Here is a 16,904-nt window from a genome sequence, read left to right on the forward strand (position 1 = left end):
ATGGGGGAAACCGGAAAAATTACTTCCCTCCCCTTTGTAAAGGGAGGGTTAGGAAAAAAATAGTTAATCAGGTTAATTTTATAATGCTAAAAATTTCTAATCTTAACGTTCATTATGGTGAAAGTCATATTATCAGAAATGTAGATTTGACTGTATTACCAGGACAGATGGTATGTTTAATTGGCCGCAATGGGGTGGGGAAAACAACCATGCTAAAAACAATTATTGGCTTACTTAAACCCAGCAGCGGAATTATTAATTTTGCAGGGGAGATAATTAACGGTAAACCAACTTATGAAAGGGCGAAAATGGGTATTGGTTATGTGAGTCAAGGAAGGGAAATTATACCGCGATTAACAGTTAAAGAAAATCTGCTTTTGGGATTAGAGGCTAGACAAAAACCAGTCAAAAAACCAGAAATTCCCCCAGAAATTTTTAGCCTATTTCCAGTACTAAAAACTATGCTTTCTCGTATGGGTGGAGATCTAAGTGGTGGACAACAGCAACAATTAGCGATCGCTCGTGCTTTAATGGGAAAACCACAACTACTCGTATTAGACGAACCGACGGAAGGTATTCAACCCTCAATCATTTTGGAAATTGAAGCCGCAGTCCGTCAGATTATTGAAACCACAGGAGTTTCCGTCTTATTGGTAGAACAGCACTTGCATTTTGTCCGTCAGGCAGATTACTATTATGCCATGCAAAAAGGGGGGATTGTTGCTTCCGGTCTAACTCAGGAACTTAGTCAAGATGTGATTCAAAAGTTTTTGACGGTTTAGTGATAATTGATAAAGATAAAGCCAGGGAATAAATTCCCTGTCTCATAGCAAAAGTCGGTTAAAACCGACTGTTTCGATTAACTTCTCAAATTCACACCAAATTTTTCAACTAAAGCTGTCCGCACCTGATTATGAACTGGTTCAATTTCATTTTCAGTGAGGGTGCGATCGCTGGCACGATATACTAAACGAAAGGCTAAACTGCGTTGTCCTGTGGGGACATTTTCACCCCGATATTCATCAAACAATTCCACAGAATTTAACAACCCTTTCCCAGCTTTATTAATAACTTTTTCCAATTCGGAAACCGTCACTTTCACAGGGGCAAAAAACGCCAAATCTCTGTCACTAGCTGGATAGGTAGAATAGGAACTGAATTTGGGAACTAGCAAATCATCATGATCCCAGGCATCCAACAGAGCATCTAAATCCAATTGAAACACATAAACGGCTTCTGGCAAATCCTTCTCTCGACGTAATTGGGGGTGAACCTGTCCGAATGTTCCCAATCTACTACCCTTTACCCACAATGAAGCTGTGCGTCCAGGATGTAAGCGAGAATCTCGATTTTCGGGTTGAAATTCTACCACTAATTTTAGTTGTTTAAAGACACTTTCTAAAATGCCTTTGGCTTCAAACCAAGTAATCGCTTCTTCCTTACCACCTCTTGACCATTTACCGACAGTGATATCACCACCAATAATTCCAGCCAGGATTTCCGCTTCTTGTAAACCCTCTTCTTCGCGCCAGAAAATCCGACCGATTTCAAAACCGTTTAATGCCCCATTTCCTTGCTCTATATTATATTGAAAAGCGGTAATTAAACCGGAAATCAAATCAGTGCGTAAAGCCGAATATTCAGCAAACAAAGGGTTACTTAAAATGATCTGTTTATCTTCACCTGGTTTCACCAAAGAATAATGAATTAATTCTGTTAAACCTTCAGCGCGGAGATAAGCGCGTAACCTGCGAATTAATTCTTGTTCTAAAGATAGATAACCAGCTTCGGATTTTTCTGGTAGAGTATCACAGAACTTATCATAACCATATAACCGGGCAATTTCTTCAATTAAATCAATTTCCCGTTCTAAATCGCGGTAACGATAGGGAGGTACGGTAACTGTCCAATTTCGGTCATCAATTTTGGCTAATTTACATCCTAAAGCCGTGAGAATTTTTTCGACATCTGACCCTTGTAATTCTCCTGTTTCGAGTCCTAATTCAATCGGACCTAGCACTTCATTAACTTTATCTAAACGCAGGTTAATAGAATGTGACCAAGTAGAAATATCTGGACGATAATCGGAAATTTCTTGCTGAACAATCACCCCTGCGGCTAATTCACTAATTAAGGATAAAGCGCGGTGACAAGCTATTTCTAATTCGGCACGATTTACGCCCCTTTCGTATCTACCAGAAGCCTCACTTCTTAACCCCGCACTGCGAGAAGAACGGCGAATAGCCACAGAATCAAATAACGCTGCTTCTAAAACTAAACTTTGTGTACCTTCATGAACTTCTGTTTCTGCACCACCCATAACACCTGCTAAAGCCACCGCTTGATTATTAGCAGTAATTAATAAATTTTGGGTTGATAAATTACGAATATTTCCATCTAAGGTTTTTAAAGTTTCCCCAGTTTCCGCAAACCGCACACCAATGATTAAATTTTCGCCGCCACCTACAGATTGTAAACGCTCTTTATCGAAAGCGTGAAGAGGTTGTCCTCTTTCCAATAAAACGTAGTTAGTGATATCAACTACATTATTAATTGGTCTAACTCCAGCAGCGCGTAAACGTTGTTGCAGCCATTCAGGAGAAGCCGCAATTTTGATGTTTTCGACAACTGTACCAATATAGGCAGGACAAGCTTGGATTTCAGAAATTTTTAAAGTGATGCTTTTCCCAGTCTTGGTATTTTCTACATCTGCAACTGGGGGAATTGATAGTTTTCCGCCAGTTAAAGCTGCTACTTCCCGGGCAATACCCACCATAGATAAAGCGTCAGCCCGGTTAGCAGTAGCGGTGACATCTAAAATCACATCTTCCAAACCCAACAGGGGACGAACATCACTACCCACCACCATGTTTTCTTCAGGGAATATATGAATACCGTCAATATCAGTGGGTAAACCCAGTTCTTTTAAAGAGCATATCATCCCATTGGAGGGAACACCACGCAGTTTTGCGGGTTTGATTTTTAAATCAATATTGGGTAAATAAGTTCCTGTGGTGGCGACAGGGACATAGATATCTGCGCGGACGTTCGCAGCACCGCAAACGATATTTACAGTCTCAGCAGCCCCAATATCTACGGTACAAACGCTCAATTTATCTGCATTGGGGTGGGGTTGACGTTCTAGCACTTTTCCCACAACTACACCATTTGCCCAAGTGCGGCGGTCTTCTATATCTTCTACTTCAAACCCTGCCATTGTCAAGGTTTCCGCCAGTTCTTCTGGGGTGAGTTTGATTTCTACAAGTTCTTTTAACCAGGTTAGAGAAATACGCATGGAGTCTGTTTGTTTAGATTTGTCTTTCGCTCTAATTTTATATATTAGGTGAAAATTATGAGATTTTTTGGCTTTGCTAATTGAATGTATGAATTAGCCTCACGCCAAGGCGCAAAGACGCAAAGAATAAGAGTTAAAGAAATCTAATTTTTTGGTTTTACAGTGGAAATGCGATGTGGAAGGTCTCTACATTTTTTTTCACCGGATGTCTATTATGATTAATTAAGTAGATATCAGAATCTATTCCTATGGGAGATATGTCCAATATGGTACAGCAATTATCAGCAGAAACCACACCAGAAATCATCTACCCTGACAGCGACGGTCAACCAATGGCAGATAATACTAAACAATATCAATGGATTGTTAAAGTTAAAGAAAATTTAGAAATATTATTTGCATCAAATCCAGATGTATTTATTGCCGGTGATTTACTTTGGTATCCTGTGGAGGGAAATCCGAAAATTCGCCAAGCACCTGATGTATTAGTAGTTTTTGGCAGACCAAAGGGAGATAGAGGTTCATATCAACAATGGAAGGAGAATAATATTCCTCCTCAAGTAGTTTTTGAAATTTTATCTCCAGGAAATCGAACTTCGGCGATGATTAATAAATCGCTTTTTTATCAACGTTATGGTGTGGAGGAATATTATATTTATGATCCTGATAGTATAGAATTATCTGGTTTTGTGCGTTATCAAGATGCTTTTGTCGTCATTGAAGATATTAATGGTTGGATAAGTCCACGATTGGGTATCCGGTTTCAACTTGTATCTGATAATTTAGAAATTTATTATCCTGATGGTAATAAGTTTCTTACATCTGTGGAATTTGATCAACTTGCGAAACAAGAACGTCAAGAAAAGGAAGCAGCTATTCAGCAGTATCAAGAATTATTAACAAAGTTGCAAGAAAAGGGCATTGATTTAGGTACAAGATGAACCCCACCCCCAACCCCCTCCCCGCAAGCGAGGAGGGGGCTATGATATAAGTAGTTGGACAAAAATATTTACAGTCATTGCGAGGGAAGGGAAGCAATCACAACCCTGGCGATTGCTTGATTTCACTTCGTTCCATATGGCTAAAGCCACGCAACGCTTACGCAATGACATTGTGTAATTAATTCTGTCTCACTACTTACCTCATTTAACTCGCAACTGTTGTGTAATATGGTGTGTTATGTAGCGGTATTCACTAAATTCTATTAGATCAAGGGCGATCGCTGTTATACTAAATACCATTAGGGAGCATGGATGATATTTGCAAAATTTTAAGATAATGGAGCGTTACACCGTCGCTAACACATCCTACGTATATCTATAAATATTATTTTGGAGTTGGAATTATGACAGATGCAAAAAATATCAATAAACCATTATTTTCTCAACATTATTTAGACTATCGGCTTCAAGAATCTCCAGAATGGCAATTAGATATTAAACTAGATTTTGAAAAATTAAAAAATCTGTATTTATCAAAAAAAGCGATTTTACCGACTCTCAATGAAGCGCAAACTGAAGATGTATTTATTAAACCCGTATTAGCTATTTTAGGGTTTTCTAATATTCCTCAAGTTGTAACTCGTGGTAAAGGTAGAGCCGAACGTCCTGATTATGCGTTGTTTGCAAATGAAGCAGATAGAGATACAGCTTACTCTTTTCAAAATAATGAAACTGCTTTTTATGGTAGGGTATTAGTTATCGCAGAAGCTAAATATTGGGAAAGACCATTAAGTAAAGTTTCTGCTAATGATAAAAGAGATATTTTCAAGAATGAAAATCCATCTTTTCAAATTTCTAGTTATTTGACTGGTACGGGAGTTTATCCTAATGATTTGGATGAGTTAAACTGTGATGAAGGAGTTGGAAAGTATTTACAAGAAAAAAAGGATATTTTAACATCTAGAGCAGCATATATTAGAGGAAACTGTGAATGGTTTAAGTACACTTGTCCTCTGCATAAAGACAAATATCATCTACCTAAAATAATTGTTCCCTATATTGCACCAGAAAATAGATTTGCGCTTGATGAAAAAGCTGAATATATTAGTTTAAAGGATAAAAATATCCCCGACTTCTGTTTTCATTTTGTAAATAAATGATAGATTTTTCTTAGAAGTCGGGGATCTGGATTATTATAAAAATAGAATTGGTAATATCAATCATGCTAAAATACAGCCAATTAAATTATTTACCCTCATCTAAGGAATTACCCGACTCTGACGACACACCAGTGGATAACGAACTACAAGATTTAATTCCCGGTTTATTAAAAGCCATGTTAGCCTTAATCTGGTTCCAAAGATGGGATTGGTTTTTTGGCGTAGACATGGGAATATATTATGATCCAGATAAACCTGCAATTGTCCCAGATGGATTTTTAAGTATTGGTATTCCCAGATTAATTGATGAAGATTTACGCCGCAGTTATGTATTATGGGAAGAACAAAAATTACCGATTTTAGTGTTAGAAATAGTGTCTCATACCTATAGGGGAGAATATAGCACTAAGAAAGATTTTTATGCTCAAGAATTGGGGATATTATATTATGTAGTTTATAATTCTCAGCGTAAAAGAAAACAACGTTTAGAGGTTTACAAATTAGTCAATGGAGAATATAAATTACTGTCAGGAAACCCTGTTTTTCTACCAGAGATAGGGTTAGGAATAGGAATGGAAAAAGCAACATATCAAGGAATAACTAGAGAATGGTTATATTGGTTTGATGAAAATGGAAAACGATTTTTAACACCAGAAGAAAGGATGCAACAAAGTGAGGAAAAACATTTAGAATCTGAAAGAAAACATTTAGAATCTGAAAGAAAATGGTTAGAATCTGAGAAAAAAGCTAATAAATTAGCAGAGATGTTAAAAAAATTAGGAGTTGATCCTGAAAATTTATAGCGTGTGAATTAAATCTGCAAAACCGTAAATACTAATTCCTAATAACAGTAGTGCGGTAAATTGGGTAAGGCGTTGTTGAGTTAAAACTGTGTGGTTGTTTCCGGTGGGAGACATTGCTTCCCGGACTAATATAGAAGTTGATGCTCCCACGACAAAACTTAAACCTAGTATGATGTAGGGTTTATCTGGGACAATGGTGGAGACTGTCAGCAGAGCGATCGCTAATGTCAACATTAATAATTCCACAAACCGGGGTGGATGATCTTGAATAAATAAAATTAGGCTATTTAACCAAAAATTCCAGGTTCTCATAATTTGTCAGTTGTTAATTAACTGTTGTAGAGACGTTCCATGGAACGTCTCTACATTAAAACTAACGAGCGCCAGCTTTTACCCCTGCACCAGTTTTCTGAGTTGAGTCTTCTGGAAGTTCCACACCAAAAACTCGACAAAAGACCTTTTCTACCTTATATCCTGTATCAATGGATTCTAAAGGATCTTTCCGCAGACGGTGACGCAGACATAATGTAATTACCCGCCGGATATCGTCAACTGTCACTTCTGTCCGACCTTCAAAAGCGGTTAAGGCTTTAGCCGCACGGTTTGTCACAATGTCACCCCGCAACCCGTCTACATCCAATTCTGAACAAACTTCGGAAATTTTTACCCGGAAGTCATAGTCTAAATTAACTTGTGGTAATAAGTTTTGGGCATTGACAATTTTCTCTTGTAATGCTACTTGGGGAGCTTGGTGTTTTTCTAAATACACAGGCGGATTTTGGTCAAATTCACCCCGTTCTTCCACAATTTGCACCCGCAAAGCTGGTTCTTTCACAGTGCGGATTTCTGCGTGCATTCCAAAACGGTCAAGGAGTTGGGGACGCAGTTCCCCTTCTTCTGGGTTTCCCGAACCGACGAGAACAAACTTGGCTGGGTGACGGATAGAAATCCCCTCCCGTTCCACAGTGTTCCAACCACTAGCAGCGGAATCGAGGAGTACGTCTACCAAGTGGTCATCTAATAAGTTGACCTCATCAACGTAAAGAATACCCCGGTTAGCTTTGGCTAGGAGTCCGGGTTCAAAGGCTTTGACACCCTCAGATAAGGCTTTTTCAATGTCAATTGTCCCACAAACTCGGTCTTCTGTCGCACCCAATGGTAAATCTACCATTTGTACCTTTTTGTGAGTGATGGGAATTTCCAACCCTTGTGCTACCTGTTGACGGACTTCATCACTCATCAAGTCCGTGTCGTTGGGGTCACTGTTGAAGGGGTCATTGGCGACAACAGGGATTTCTGGTAAAAGGTCCGCTAAGGCGCGGATAGTTGTAGATTTTCCGGTGCCGCGATCGCCCATAATCATTACACCACCAATTTTGGGGTCAATGACATTTAACAGCAGTGCCAGTTTCATTTCTTCTTGACCAACGATGGCTGTAAATGGAAAGACCGCACGACGCGCACTCGCACTAGCTTGAGCAGTTGAAGTCACTAAATTACCTTAACAATATTTTTTATTACAATTCTTTATTTTGACACATTTTGGGGAGGTGGGTTGGTTGTTCGTTAAAAGCCAATCTTCTTATAAGTTTTTTAAATCTGACTTTTACAAAAAAAGCACAAGACTATGTTTATTGAGAATAAATCTGCTTCATTCTCAAGATTGTTGAGAATGATTGCAATAAGGTAACGATTTTACTAGGTTCTTGACCTCTTGACTTTTTGTGCTATTATCAAGGTATATAATTTGGTGGCTATAATTTCTAAATTTTAGAATACAGAAATTGTCAATCGCCTCTCAGGTTGATTTAAAATATTTAACTCCTGAATAACTTCTTTAACAGATTGATAACAATTGCTTTTTCAATACTATCTGTTCCCTGTGCTTGGAGTAAAAATTGTTTAATTACACAATAGGGTTTTGATGGTTTATCCTCATCAATAGCTAAAAATGTTCTACCAAAACCACCCTGACCTAAAATTGATTTAGGTATATACTTTTCACGCAAAAGTAACTTATTACCGCACTTTTGACAATATTAAAAATTATCAGGGTTAGGAAAAAGACAGTCAGGATTAAGACATTGACGCATAGACTCACAACCAAGGCTTCATTGTAATTTTACCCTAATTAATCAAGATTTACGCAAAATCTCTCAAAACCTCATTTCTCTGCGTCTGGAGGGGTTCATTTAAAAAAATATATAACTTAACTAACACCCAGATCCCCGATTTCTTTAAGAAATCGGGGATCTATCTTCTCAAATCATGCTACAATTACGCACTGACCTCAACCATCCCCAAAAACCCCAACATCCAATTTCATGACCAAAAAACGTATTTTAGTTACAGGTGCAAGTGGCTGTATCGGTCACTATATCAGCGAAGCCTTAATTCAAAACACCAATCACGAATTATATCTCCTGGTTAGAAACCCTAATAAACTCCAAGTAGATACTACAGTCCGTCCTGGAATCACCATTCTTCAGGGTGATATGCAAGAGATTGGTAAATTCTCTAATTTACTCAAAACCATTGATATCGCCGTATTAACAGCCACTTCCTGGGGTGGTGAGGGCATTTTTGATATTAATGTCTTCAAAACTCTAGAATTAATGAATCTGCTAAATCCCGAAAGATGTGAACAGGTAATTTATTTTTCCACAGCCAGTGTTTTAAATAACGAAAACAAACCACTTAAAGAAGCCGGGGAAATTGGGACAGATTATATCCGTTCTAAATATGATTGTTTACATCAAATTGAAAAGTTAGCTATTTTTCCCAAAATTACCACGGTTTTTCCTACCTTAGTATTAGGTGGTGATGACAAAAAACCCTATTCTCATCTCACATCTGGTATTCCTGAAGTTACTAACTATATTAATTTTATTCGTTTTTTACAAGCAGATGGCAGTTTTCACTTCATTCATGGTAAAGATATTGCCACAGTTATCCAATATTTAATTGATTATCCACCACAACAGGGAGATCCCCGCCGATTTGTGTTAGGACAATCTTCCCTAACAGCAAATCAAGCCATTGAAGAAGTTTGTGCTTATTTCCGTAAAAAGATTTATTTCCGCATTCCTTTATCTTTAGGTTTAGCCAATGTAATTATTGCTGTATTCCGCATTCAAATGGCAGCCTGGGATAGATTCTGTATGAATTATCGTCATTTTAGCTATGCTAATGCCATTAATCCTAGCAGCTTTAATTTACCAAATTACTGTGCAACAATGACTGATGTTTTGAGAATTAGCAGCGTAAAAGCGGGAATTTAGATCAATACCTTGTACATTTTCTGTAGCGACTGTCTTGATTGTCAAGCGATCGTTAAGGAAAAATTTAAAGTCTAGGAAAAAAGTCAGAAAATAGAGGAGAAAAACAGAACAGAACAAAACAGGTAAATTATAGGTTGCCATAAATTACCAAACTAGATTGGAGGTATAAAAACGACAGTAGAACTTTATGCAGAAATTGGTTGTGAGTCTTGAGAAATAGACCAAGGAAGATGATCTCGAATCATCGCATTTAAAATAACTAACATTTTATGAACGCAAGCAGTAATGGCCAATTTTTTGGGTTTACCACGTTCAACCAAGCGCTCATAAAAAGTTTTGATAACAGGATTATGACGCATGGCAACAACAGCACCCATATAAAGAATGGCACGAACATGGGCGCGACCACCATTAATCATGCGCTTACCTTTGTGCTGACCACTATCATGATTAATTGGTGCAACACCAACTAAGCGAGAGATTTGTTTGGCAGTTAATTGACCTAATTCTGGTAAGTCAGAAACTAAAGTGGTAGAAATTACTTGACCAATGCCAGGAGTAGTTTTGAGTAGATTGACTTTATCAATCCATTGTTGATTATTTTGGGTCAACGTCTCAATTTCTTGATTGAGTTGTTGAAGATGTTGCTCAAGATAATCAATATGGGATTCAATATCTGTCAAAGCTTTACCACGAGCGCGGTCACGGCGATTCTTTTCCGCTGTAGACATTTCTACTAATTGTCTTCGGCGACTAATTAATTCGCCTAATTGACGTGACATTTCACTTTCGATTGCTAACACCTCCGGTTTCATTGCTTCACCGAAATGCGCCAAAATCTGTGCATCAATGGCATCGGTTTTGGCTAACTTACCTGTAGCTTTAGCAAAGTCTCTTCCCTGACGAGGATTGATTAATGCTACTGGTAAAAGAGCCGCTTGCAATTGAATGATTAATTCTGTTTCTAGTCCTCCTGTTGCTTCCAGTACGATTAGGTTTAAATCGTTAGATTGAAGTTGCTTAACTAGATTAGCTATTTCTGTTTCAGTATTAGCAAATTGAAATGCTTTACCCATTGGACGGATATAAACATCAAGTGTTGCTTTACTTACGTCAATGCCTACCCATTGGGAGATATAATCCATTTTTAACTCTCCAATTTCAATTACTTCTTTTTAATTTGTTTTGTTTTTATTCATCCCCTTGATTTCACTCATCCTTGCACGATACGGGCTATATTATCTATGTCTTTGTTCATAGTTTTTACCCCAGGCGACTGTTCGAGTTCTGTCATGGAGATTGTTGTGGTGATCCTTGCTACAAAGCGGTCTTTTCTGACCCAGGTTGGGACGGTCTACCACTTCTTCTAACATACCTCTAAGATACAAGGTTGGGTTGTTCGCGTGAGCGTTGCGGAGCAATAGCACAAAATCCAACATGAGCGTCGGGTTGCGCTGTCGCTTAACCCGACCTACAAAAAATAGTTGAGAATTTCAAGCCCTGAAATTAATTTTTTTCGTTAGCTTATTGAGAAAATTCTCAAGATTATTGAGAATATAGGCTAATATAGGGTACTTCTCCTTTTTTGCCGAAGAATGATTTAAATAACTTATTGGATATATTCAGTATTGTAGGGTGCGTTAGGATGAAATCCGTAACGCACAGAATCCTTGGTAATGGTGCGTTACGCTTTTAATTACTCCTGGTGCAACTGCTTATTTATTAGTCAAACGTTTACATGAAGTCATGATTTTAGGGGCGGTAATTGGGGTAATTTCTAGTATTAGCGGAATGTATCTTAGCCACTTTTATAAATTTACCTTCTGGTCTGGCTATTGTATTAGTGGTTTCGGGTTTATTTACCTTGGCTTTATTGTTTAGTCCTCGACATGGGATTTTGATTCCTAGTGGGAATAGGAGATAAAATTATCAAATTGGTAATTTCATTACATTTAATGCTTCTTTATATTTACGTTATTCCACATAAATGGACTTTGTTGGTGTAGTAGCGATCGCTAATTGCCGTTATTTGACTAAACTAGAAAAGTGTTCACAATTACCGCTATTATAATTCTTGAGGTGTTAGATCAAGAGTGTGGTAAACCAGGGGTAAGAAAATGACAGAGAATCAAGGACAACTCCCGATTTTAGCTGGAAACAAAGGAAGATACCAACTTCTAAGACCTTTAGGAGGAGGGAGTTTTGGGGATACTTTTCTCGCTATTGACCTAAATACACTTAATCAACGTCGTTGTGTTGTTAAGCGATTACGAATTGAGAGTCATCATTCTCCTGAAATTGTTGCAGGGATCAAAAAAGCCTTTGAAAGAGAGGCTAAGGTTCTAGAAGATTTAGGGGATAAAAGTGGTAATATTCCCTCCTTATATGATTATTTTTCCTTAACTGTAACTGACCCGCAATTAAATACTCAACAAGAGTTTAATTATTTAGTTCAACAATATATCGAAGGTGAAGATCTAAGTAAAGAACTGGAACAACAAGGACGTTTTTCAGAAGCAAAAGTTTTGACTCTATTAAATAATATTTTACCTGGTTTGGACTTTATCCATAATCACAATGTTATTCACCGGGATATTAAACCTAGTAATATTGTGCGCTCCAACGCAGAAGATAATAAATTCTATTTAATTGACTTTGGAGCAGTTAAACAAGTAATTAAAGGTGATATTTCCACCACAGAAAAATCTATAGTATTTGGAACTATTTCCTATGCTCCCCCAGAACAAATCAAAAATGAAAAAGTTGATTATTCCAGTGATTTATATGCTTTAGCTGCTTCTTGTGTGCGATTGTTAACAGGTGAATTTCCAGATAATTCCCTTGATGTTAATAATCTTTGGAATTGGCAAAAATATCCCCATATTAGTGAACATTTAGGTAAGATATTAAAGCGTATGCTCCAAGAAGATCCTTATTATAGATTCCAGTCAGCACGGGAAGTAATGGAATCTCTGAATAAACGTGATGATCAACGACAGGAATTAAAGCCGTCTACTAGGGATGAAAATAATGGTGGTGGTGAAAAGACAATAATTATCTCTCCTTCCCAACCTCGATTTATTCAAGTTTTATTGATAACAGCAATTATTTTGACGACTGCTGGGGTTTTAATAGCTATTTACCGCCATCAAAATCAAGTCCCCCCAGGGGAAATTCAAACTATTCCTGGTCAACTATTTGAGGATAAACAATTTGGAATTGAGATCAAATATCCTCAAGATTGGAAGGCTGAAAAACAACAATATAGTCCGTTAACCGGGGGAACTATTGCCAAAATATCTCCTAATAGTTCCAGTTTGAATCTAGATGTAGGGTTATTTATCCGTGTGGTATTGATAGAAAAATCCCAGTCTCTATCAGAGTATAATCTGGCTGCTATCGAACAAATTCAAAAATCTGTTAAAGACGTACAAATTCTCCAACAACAACCAATAAAAATAGATAATCGAGAGGGATATCAAATAGTTTATAGAGGTCAAGAGCAAATCGGTAACTTCAGGTTTAAAGTCATGGAAATTTGGACTATCAGTAATTCAAAAGTTTATATTCTGACCTATCGAGCCGAAGAAAAACTCTATGATCCCTTTCTTAAAGATGTAGAACAAACCATGATTAAGTCTTTTCGTTTGCAGTCTACTTTATTTTTATAAGTCCCAGCGGGGTAATAAGTAATTGGACAAAAATATTTACAGTTATTGCGAGCGAAGGGAAGCAATCACAACCCTTGCGATTGCTTCATTTCACTTCGTTCCATATGGCTAACGCCACGCTTCGCTTACGCAATGACATTGTGTAATTAATTCTGTCTCACTACTTATACCTTGCCAGTTGACATTTGCACACTAGTTATATTAACGTAGGATTGATTCAACTTATAAGCTTTTTGTAACCCTCTTAATAACCTGATTTCTTATGGCTTTAGTTATGAAAAATAACCTATCAGCACCCTTAACTGGCCTGGCTTTAGCCTTGAGTGTCACTTTAGCCAGTAATCAACCCAGCCAAGCTCAAAGCCGTCAATTTAGTTGTGGTTTGAGTGATAACTATCCAGTAACCGTAGTTCGTCACCCAGCCAGAGGTAGTGTGTCCTTAATTGTGTGGACACCAGGAAGTCTGATTGGTGACACATGGACACCTCAAAAACGTTGTCAAAAAGTATCAGATCGTTTCCAGAAACTACACAATCAAGGTGAACTGAAAATCCTGAAAACGGGAACAGTTAACGGTCAATCTGTTATCTGTGGTTTAGGAACTAATCAGGGAGCTTGTAATAACAAAAATGTTTTACTGACCATGACCAAGGATCGTGACCCCAAGCAGGTTCTCGAACAACTATTGAATACCCGTGTGTCCGCAGGTGGGGAGGCTGTTTACCTCAGTGGCGACCAAGCGGGACACATTAAACCAACAATCAACCGTGATGGCACTGCCAGCGTTGATATTAATCAAGTGATTAACAGTAAGAGTGAGCCGATCTGGTAAATTGGAAATTATGGGGGGAAAATCATGAGTTGGCGCAGAGGAATGGTCGCTGTTTTTGCACTAACTGGTTCTGTTTTGCCTTTGGCAACTCCAGTGTCGTCAGTTCAAAAACCCCCTTTTTCAATGGTTAATTTGCGGTCTGGCCAAGAACAAATTCAACTTGAACAAGCAGCCCGTTTAATCACAGTTAGGATTTTAAGTAGCCCTAAACAAAAGCGCGATCGCTCATTAGGTTCTGGTGTACTATTTTATAAAGATCATAAAAATCACTTCACCTCAACCTATGGAGTAATTACCAATAATCATGTTTTACAAGCAGGTGAAGCTCCCTATTTTATTCAAACTCCCGACGGAAAAACACACCGTGCTAACCTTATAGTGCAAAAAAAACAACTGAGGGGACATGATTTAGCCTTATTAGAATTTGTAGCTGACTCAGAATACAAGATTACCACCAAATCAAATCAACAAGCCGCCATTGGAGATGGAGTAATAGCCGCAGGTTTTCCCCTCAAAAATAGCCAAAGCAAATATCGGGGGTTTGTGATTAAACCCGGTAACATTGAATTGGTATTGGATAAAGCCCTAGAGGGAGGATACCGAATTGGCTCTACCAATGACGTAGAAAAAGGGATGAGTGGCGGACCCCTATTGAATCGCGCGGGGGAATTAGTGGGAATTAATGGACTTCATGCTAACCCAATTTGGGGTGATCCTTATGTTTTTGAAGATGGTTCTTACCCAACGGACGCACAGCGAGAACAAATAAGTCAATATAGCTGGGGTATTCCCTTAGAAACAGTCAAGCAATTATTGTTTGCCAAAAGTAAGCCTTGATGCTTCTAATTTTGGGTGAAACAAAAAATATAATACAGCAGTTTCCGTGATTATGAGGTACAGATGTTAATGATCAAATCCTTGTAACACAGGCATCTTGCCTGTTGATAGTGTACCTCATTTACCTCAAATCTGCTGTATATAAAAATATAGTATTGTAGGGTGCGTTAGGATGAAATCCGTAACGCACCGCATCATTGATAATAGTGCGTTACGCTATCGCTAACACACCCTACCTAGTAGTATTGTAGTATTGTAGGGTGCGTTAGGATGAAATCCGTAACGCACCGCATCATTGATAATGGTGCGTTACGCTATCGCTAACACACCCTACGGACTTGGTAGGCTTTTTTGATTTGTGCCAGTTCAGGGTGCGGAATGTGGCATATAATTCATTGATTTGTGACTAAAAATACCGTATAGTATAATAAATTTTTGCAAGTTCCAAGGTTACTGATGGTGGCTAAGTTCAACTAGACAAAAATTTTCCGTTGCTATGTAAAGCGTAAATAGAAAGCAAACAATAGTTTCCAAATCTTCGGAGAAATTTATGAATATGCACTCTGTTAAGATTGTTGCTTTAGGCACTATAGGTGTGCTGGCAACAACCACCTCTACACTGGCTCAATTTAATACTAATCCTATCCATCTGACTCAGGCTACTAGCTTCACTTGCGGTCCCCACCTAAAAACTTACGTAGTTCGCTCACTAGATAACCGGGCAGGAACCGGGATTCGCTGCGTCAAATTTAGTGAAGGAGGAGCAGGCGGCGCTAGTATTCCCCGTCTGGCGTGGTACGGGGAAGGAGCCTGGGGAGGGTGTACCTACCGCCATCTGGGACACGCATTTTACGAAGGTAGGATGCTGGTTGGGTCTGCGTCGGATTTTCATGGTAATGGTGAGTGTACCAACAACAATTTTCCACGTAATCTAACAGTCCGAGGAACTACACCTGACTGGACAGTGATTCAGGTGACTGGTGCCTGGAATGAGGAGTGGCGTTCAGTTTCCTCAACTAGTTATAGACCCCTACCCCGTCCTCAAACCTGTGGTGGCTATTTTGATCAATACAGGGTATCTGATTTGGGTGGTGGCCGTCCCGGAGCAGGTCTGCGCTGTATGCTTAAAGTTGGTCAGGCAAATACAACCTGGTTTGGGAACGGGAATTGGAATGGGAATACTTATTCTCACTTGGGGACTCGCGGAAACAATGGGTATGGCGCTGGAGATATATGTGGAAATGGCTTTGGACCAAGCTGTAATAATTTCGGTTACGGTTCTCTGACATTCACCCCTACCCCCGGTGGGTTTAAGGTGACTGGTGCCTGGAGTGAGCAGTGGCGTAGGTAGAGACAGTTATTAGCGAGATTTTCGGCACAATAGTAATTCATCGGTTATGGGTAATTCATAAATTACCCACTACATCTACAACTTTGATCAGATTTGAAGATACTAGGATTTACGCATTGACAAGATTCCCCAAATATGTGAGGTAAATTTTATCCCTTGTAGGGTGCGTCAGACACGATATTTTGACAAAAAAACAGATTCCCTCTATCTGACGCACCCTACTCAATAAGTTATTCCCAAAGCCGAAAACGACGCAATTTCCTTCATTCATATCATGGTAAATTAGTGAGCGTGCGTAAGTCCTGGATACTAGTATAATATTTCTTGAAAACCCATTAACAATAATTAACGTTTTTTCTTTTCTTAAAAAAAAGCCCAAGCAGATTTTATCTAAAAAAATTGTACAAAAAATAGTTGAGAATTTCAAGCCCTGAAATTAACTTTTTTCGTTAGCTTATTGAGAAAATTCTCAAGATTATTGAGAATATAGGGTACTTGTGCTTTTTTGCTGAAGAATGATTTGAATAAATTATTAGATATATTCAGATGTATAATAATCATTGATAATGGTGCGTTACGCTGTCGCTAACACACCCTACCTAAATGAATCTCATTTTACCCATAATCCTTGATCATGGTGCATTACTATTGAGCAAACCCAATCAAATCCCCAATCAAATCCTCAGTCGGTTTTAACCGACTTGAGCTTTCAGACAGGGAATTTATTCCCTGG

13 protein-coding genes and 2 pseudogenes are annotated in these 16,904 nt (G+C 38.4%); 10 read left to right on the forward strand and 5 right to left on the reverse strand.

What is annotated here, in order from left to right:
- Positions 1–83 precede the first annotated feature (83 nt).
- Positions 84–782: an urea ABC transporter ATP-binding subunit UrtE gene (gene urtE, locus NG743_RS14750; RefSeq protein ID WP_027403489.1), complete on the forward strand. Its 699-nt coding sequence runs from the start codon at positions 84–86 to the stop codon at positions 780–782.
- 77 nt (positions 783–859) lie between these two features.
- On the opposite strand, the gene pheT is transcribed toward urtE, so the two are convergent.
- Positions 860–3,295, reverse strand: coding sequence for a phenylalanine--tRNA ligase subunit beta (gene pheT, locus NG743_RS14755; protein WP_193962990.1), 2,436 nt, complete (start codon positions 3,293–3,295; stop codon positions 860–862).
- A 266-nt stretch (positions 3,296–3,561) separates the two neighbouring features.
- On the opposite strand from pheT, the gene NG743_RS14760 reads away from it, so the two are divergent.
- The 3 genes from NG743_RS14760 to NG743_RS14770 all read left to right on the forward strand — a co-directional run bounded on the left by NG743_RS14760 (position 3,562) and on the right by NG743_RS14770 (position 6,199).
- On the forward strand, positions 3,562–4,236 hold the full coding sequence (locus NG743_RS14760; RefSeq protein ID WP_027403491.1) for a Uma2 family endonuclease: 675 nt from the start codon (positions 3,562–3,564) through the stop codon (positions 4,234–4,236).
- A gap of 404 nt (positions 4,237–4,640) precedes the next feature.
- Positions 4,641–5,396: a hypothetical protein gene (locus NG743_RS14765; protein WP_257120328.1), complete on the forward strand. Its 756-nt coding sequence runs from the start codon at positions 4,641–4,643 to the stop codon at positions 5,394–5,396.
- 62 nt (positions 5,397–5,458) lie between these two features.
- Positions 5,459–6,199, forward strand: a complete 741-nt coding sequence (locus NG743_RS14770; RefSeq protein WP_027403493.1) for a Uma2 family endonuclease — start codon at positions 5,459–5,461, stop codon at positions 6,197–6,199.
- On the opposite strand, the gene NG743_RS14775 is transcribed toward NG743_RS14770, so the two are convergent.
- From NG743_RS14775 to NG743_RS14785, 3 genes and pseudogenes are all read right to left on the reverse strand, one after another.
- The gene (locus NG743_RS14775; protein ID WP_027403494.1) at positions 6,194–6,511 is read right to left on the reverse strand and encodes a hypothetical protein; all 318 of its coding nucleotides are present in this window, start codon (positions 6,509–6,511) and stop codon (positions 6,194–6,196) included. The two genes, NG743_RS14770 and NG743_RS14775, sit on opposite strands and share 6 nt — an antisense overlap.
- A gap of 61 nt (positions 6,512–6,572) precedes the next feature.
- A complete protein-coding gene (gene bchI / locus NG743_RS14780) occupies positions 6,573–7,691 on the reverse strand; it encodes a magnesium chelatase ATPase subunit I (RefSeq protein ID WP_027403495.1) in 1,119 nt (372 codons plus the stop codon).
- A gap of 361 nt (positions 7,692–8,052) precedes the next feature.
- Positions 8,053–8,292, reverse strand: a pseudogene (locus tag NG743_RS14785) (4-Cys prefix domain-containing protein); the annotation flags it as partial.
- Between the two features lie 231 nt (positions 8,293–8,523).
- Here NG743_RS14785 and NG743_RS14790 point away from each other — a divergent pair.
- A complete protein-coding gene (locus tag NG743_RS14790; protein ID WP_027403497.1) occupies positions 8,524–9,480 on the forward strand; it encodes an NAD-dependent epimerase/dehydratase family protein in 957 nt (318 codons plus the stop codon).
- A 185-nt stretch (positions 9,481–9,665) separates the two neighbouring features.
- Here NG743_RS14790 and NG743_RS14795 read toward each other — a convergent pair whose 3' ends face one another.
- Positions 9,666–10,625, reverse strand: coding sequence for an IS110 family RNA-guided transposase (locus NG743_RS14795; protein ID WP_027404406.1), 960 nt, complete (start codon positions 10,623–10,625; stop codon positions 9,666–9,668).
- 538 nt (positions 10,626–11,163) lie between these two features.
- Between NG743_RS14795 and NG743_RS14800 the strand changes: the two are divergent.
- The 5 genes and pseudogenes from NG743_RS14800 to NG743_RS14820 form a co-directional block, all read left to right on the forward strand.
- A pseudogene (locus NG743_RS14800) lies at positions 11,164–11,404 on the forward strand (metal ABC transporter permease); the annotation flags it as partial.
- Between the two features lie 193 nt (positions 11,405–11,597).
- Complete coding sequence (locus tag NG743_RS14805) at positions 11,598–13,151, forward strand: serine/threonine-protein kinase (RefSeq protein ID WP_257120329.1); 1,554 nt, start codon at positions 11,598–11,600, stop codon at positions 13,149–13,151.
- Positions 13,152–13,413: 262 nt separating this feature from the next.
- Entirely contained in the window at positions 13,414–13,983 is a 570-nt protein-coding gene (locus NG743_RS14810; RefSeq protein ID WP_236630613.1) for a COP23 domain-containing protein, read from the forward strand.
- Positions 13,984–14,007: 24 nt separating this feature from the next.
- Entirely contained in the window at positions 14,008–14,820 is an 813-nt protein-coding gene (locus NG743_RS14815; protein WP_257120330.1) for a S1 family peptidase, read from the forward strand.
- A 550-nt stretch (positions 14,821–15,370) separates the two neighbouring features.
- Positions 15,371–16,171 (forward strand): hypothetical protein, encoded by an 801-nt coding sequence (locus tag NG743_RS14820; RefSeq protein WP_257120331.1) that lies wholly within the window; start codon positions 15,371–15,373, stop codon positions 16,169–16,171.
- The last annotated feature ends 733 nt before the right edge of the window (positions 16,172–16,904 follow it).

The sequence above is a fragment of the Dolichospermum heterosporum TAC447 genome, from assembly GCF_024584745.1.
Classification (GTDB): domain Bacteria; phylum Cyanobacteriota; class Cyanobacteriia; order Cyanobacteriales; family Nostocaceae; genus Dolichospermum; species Dolichospermum heterosporum.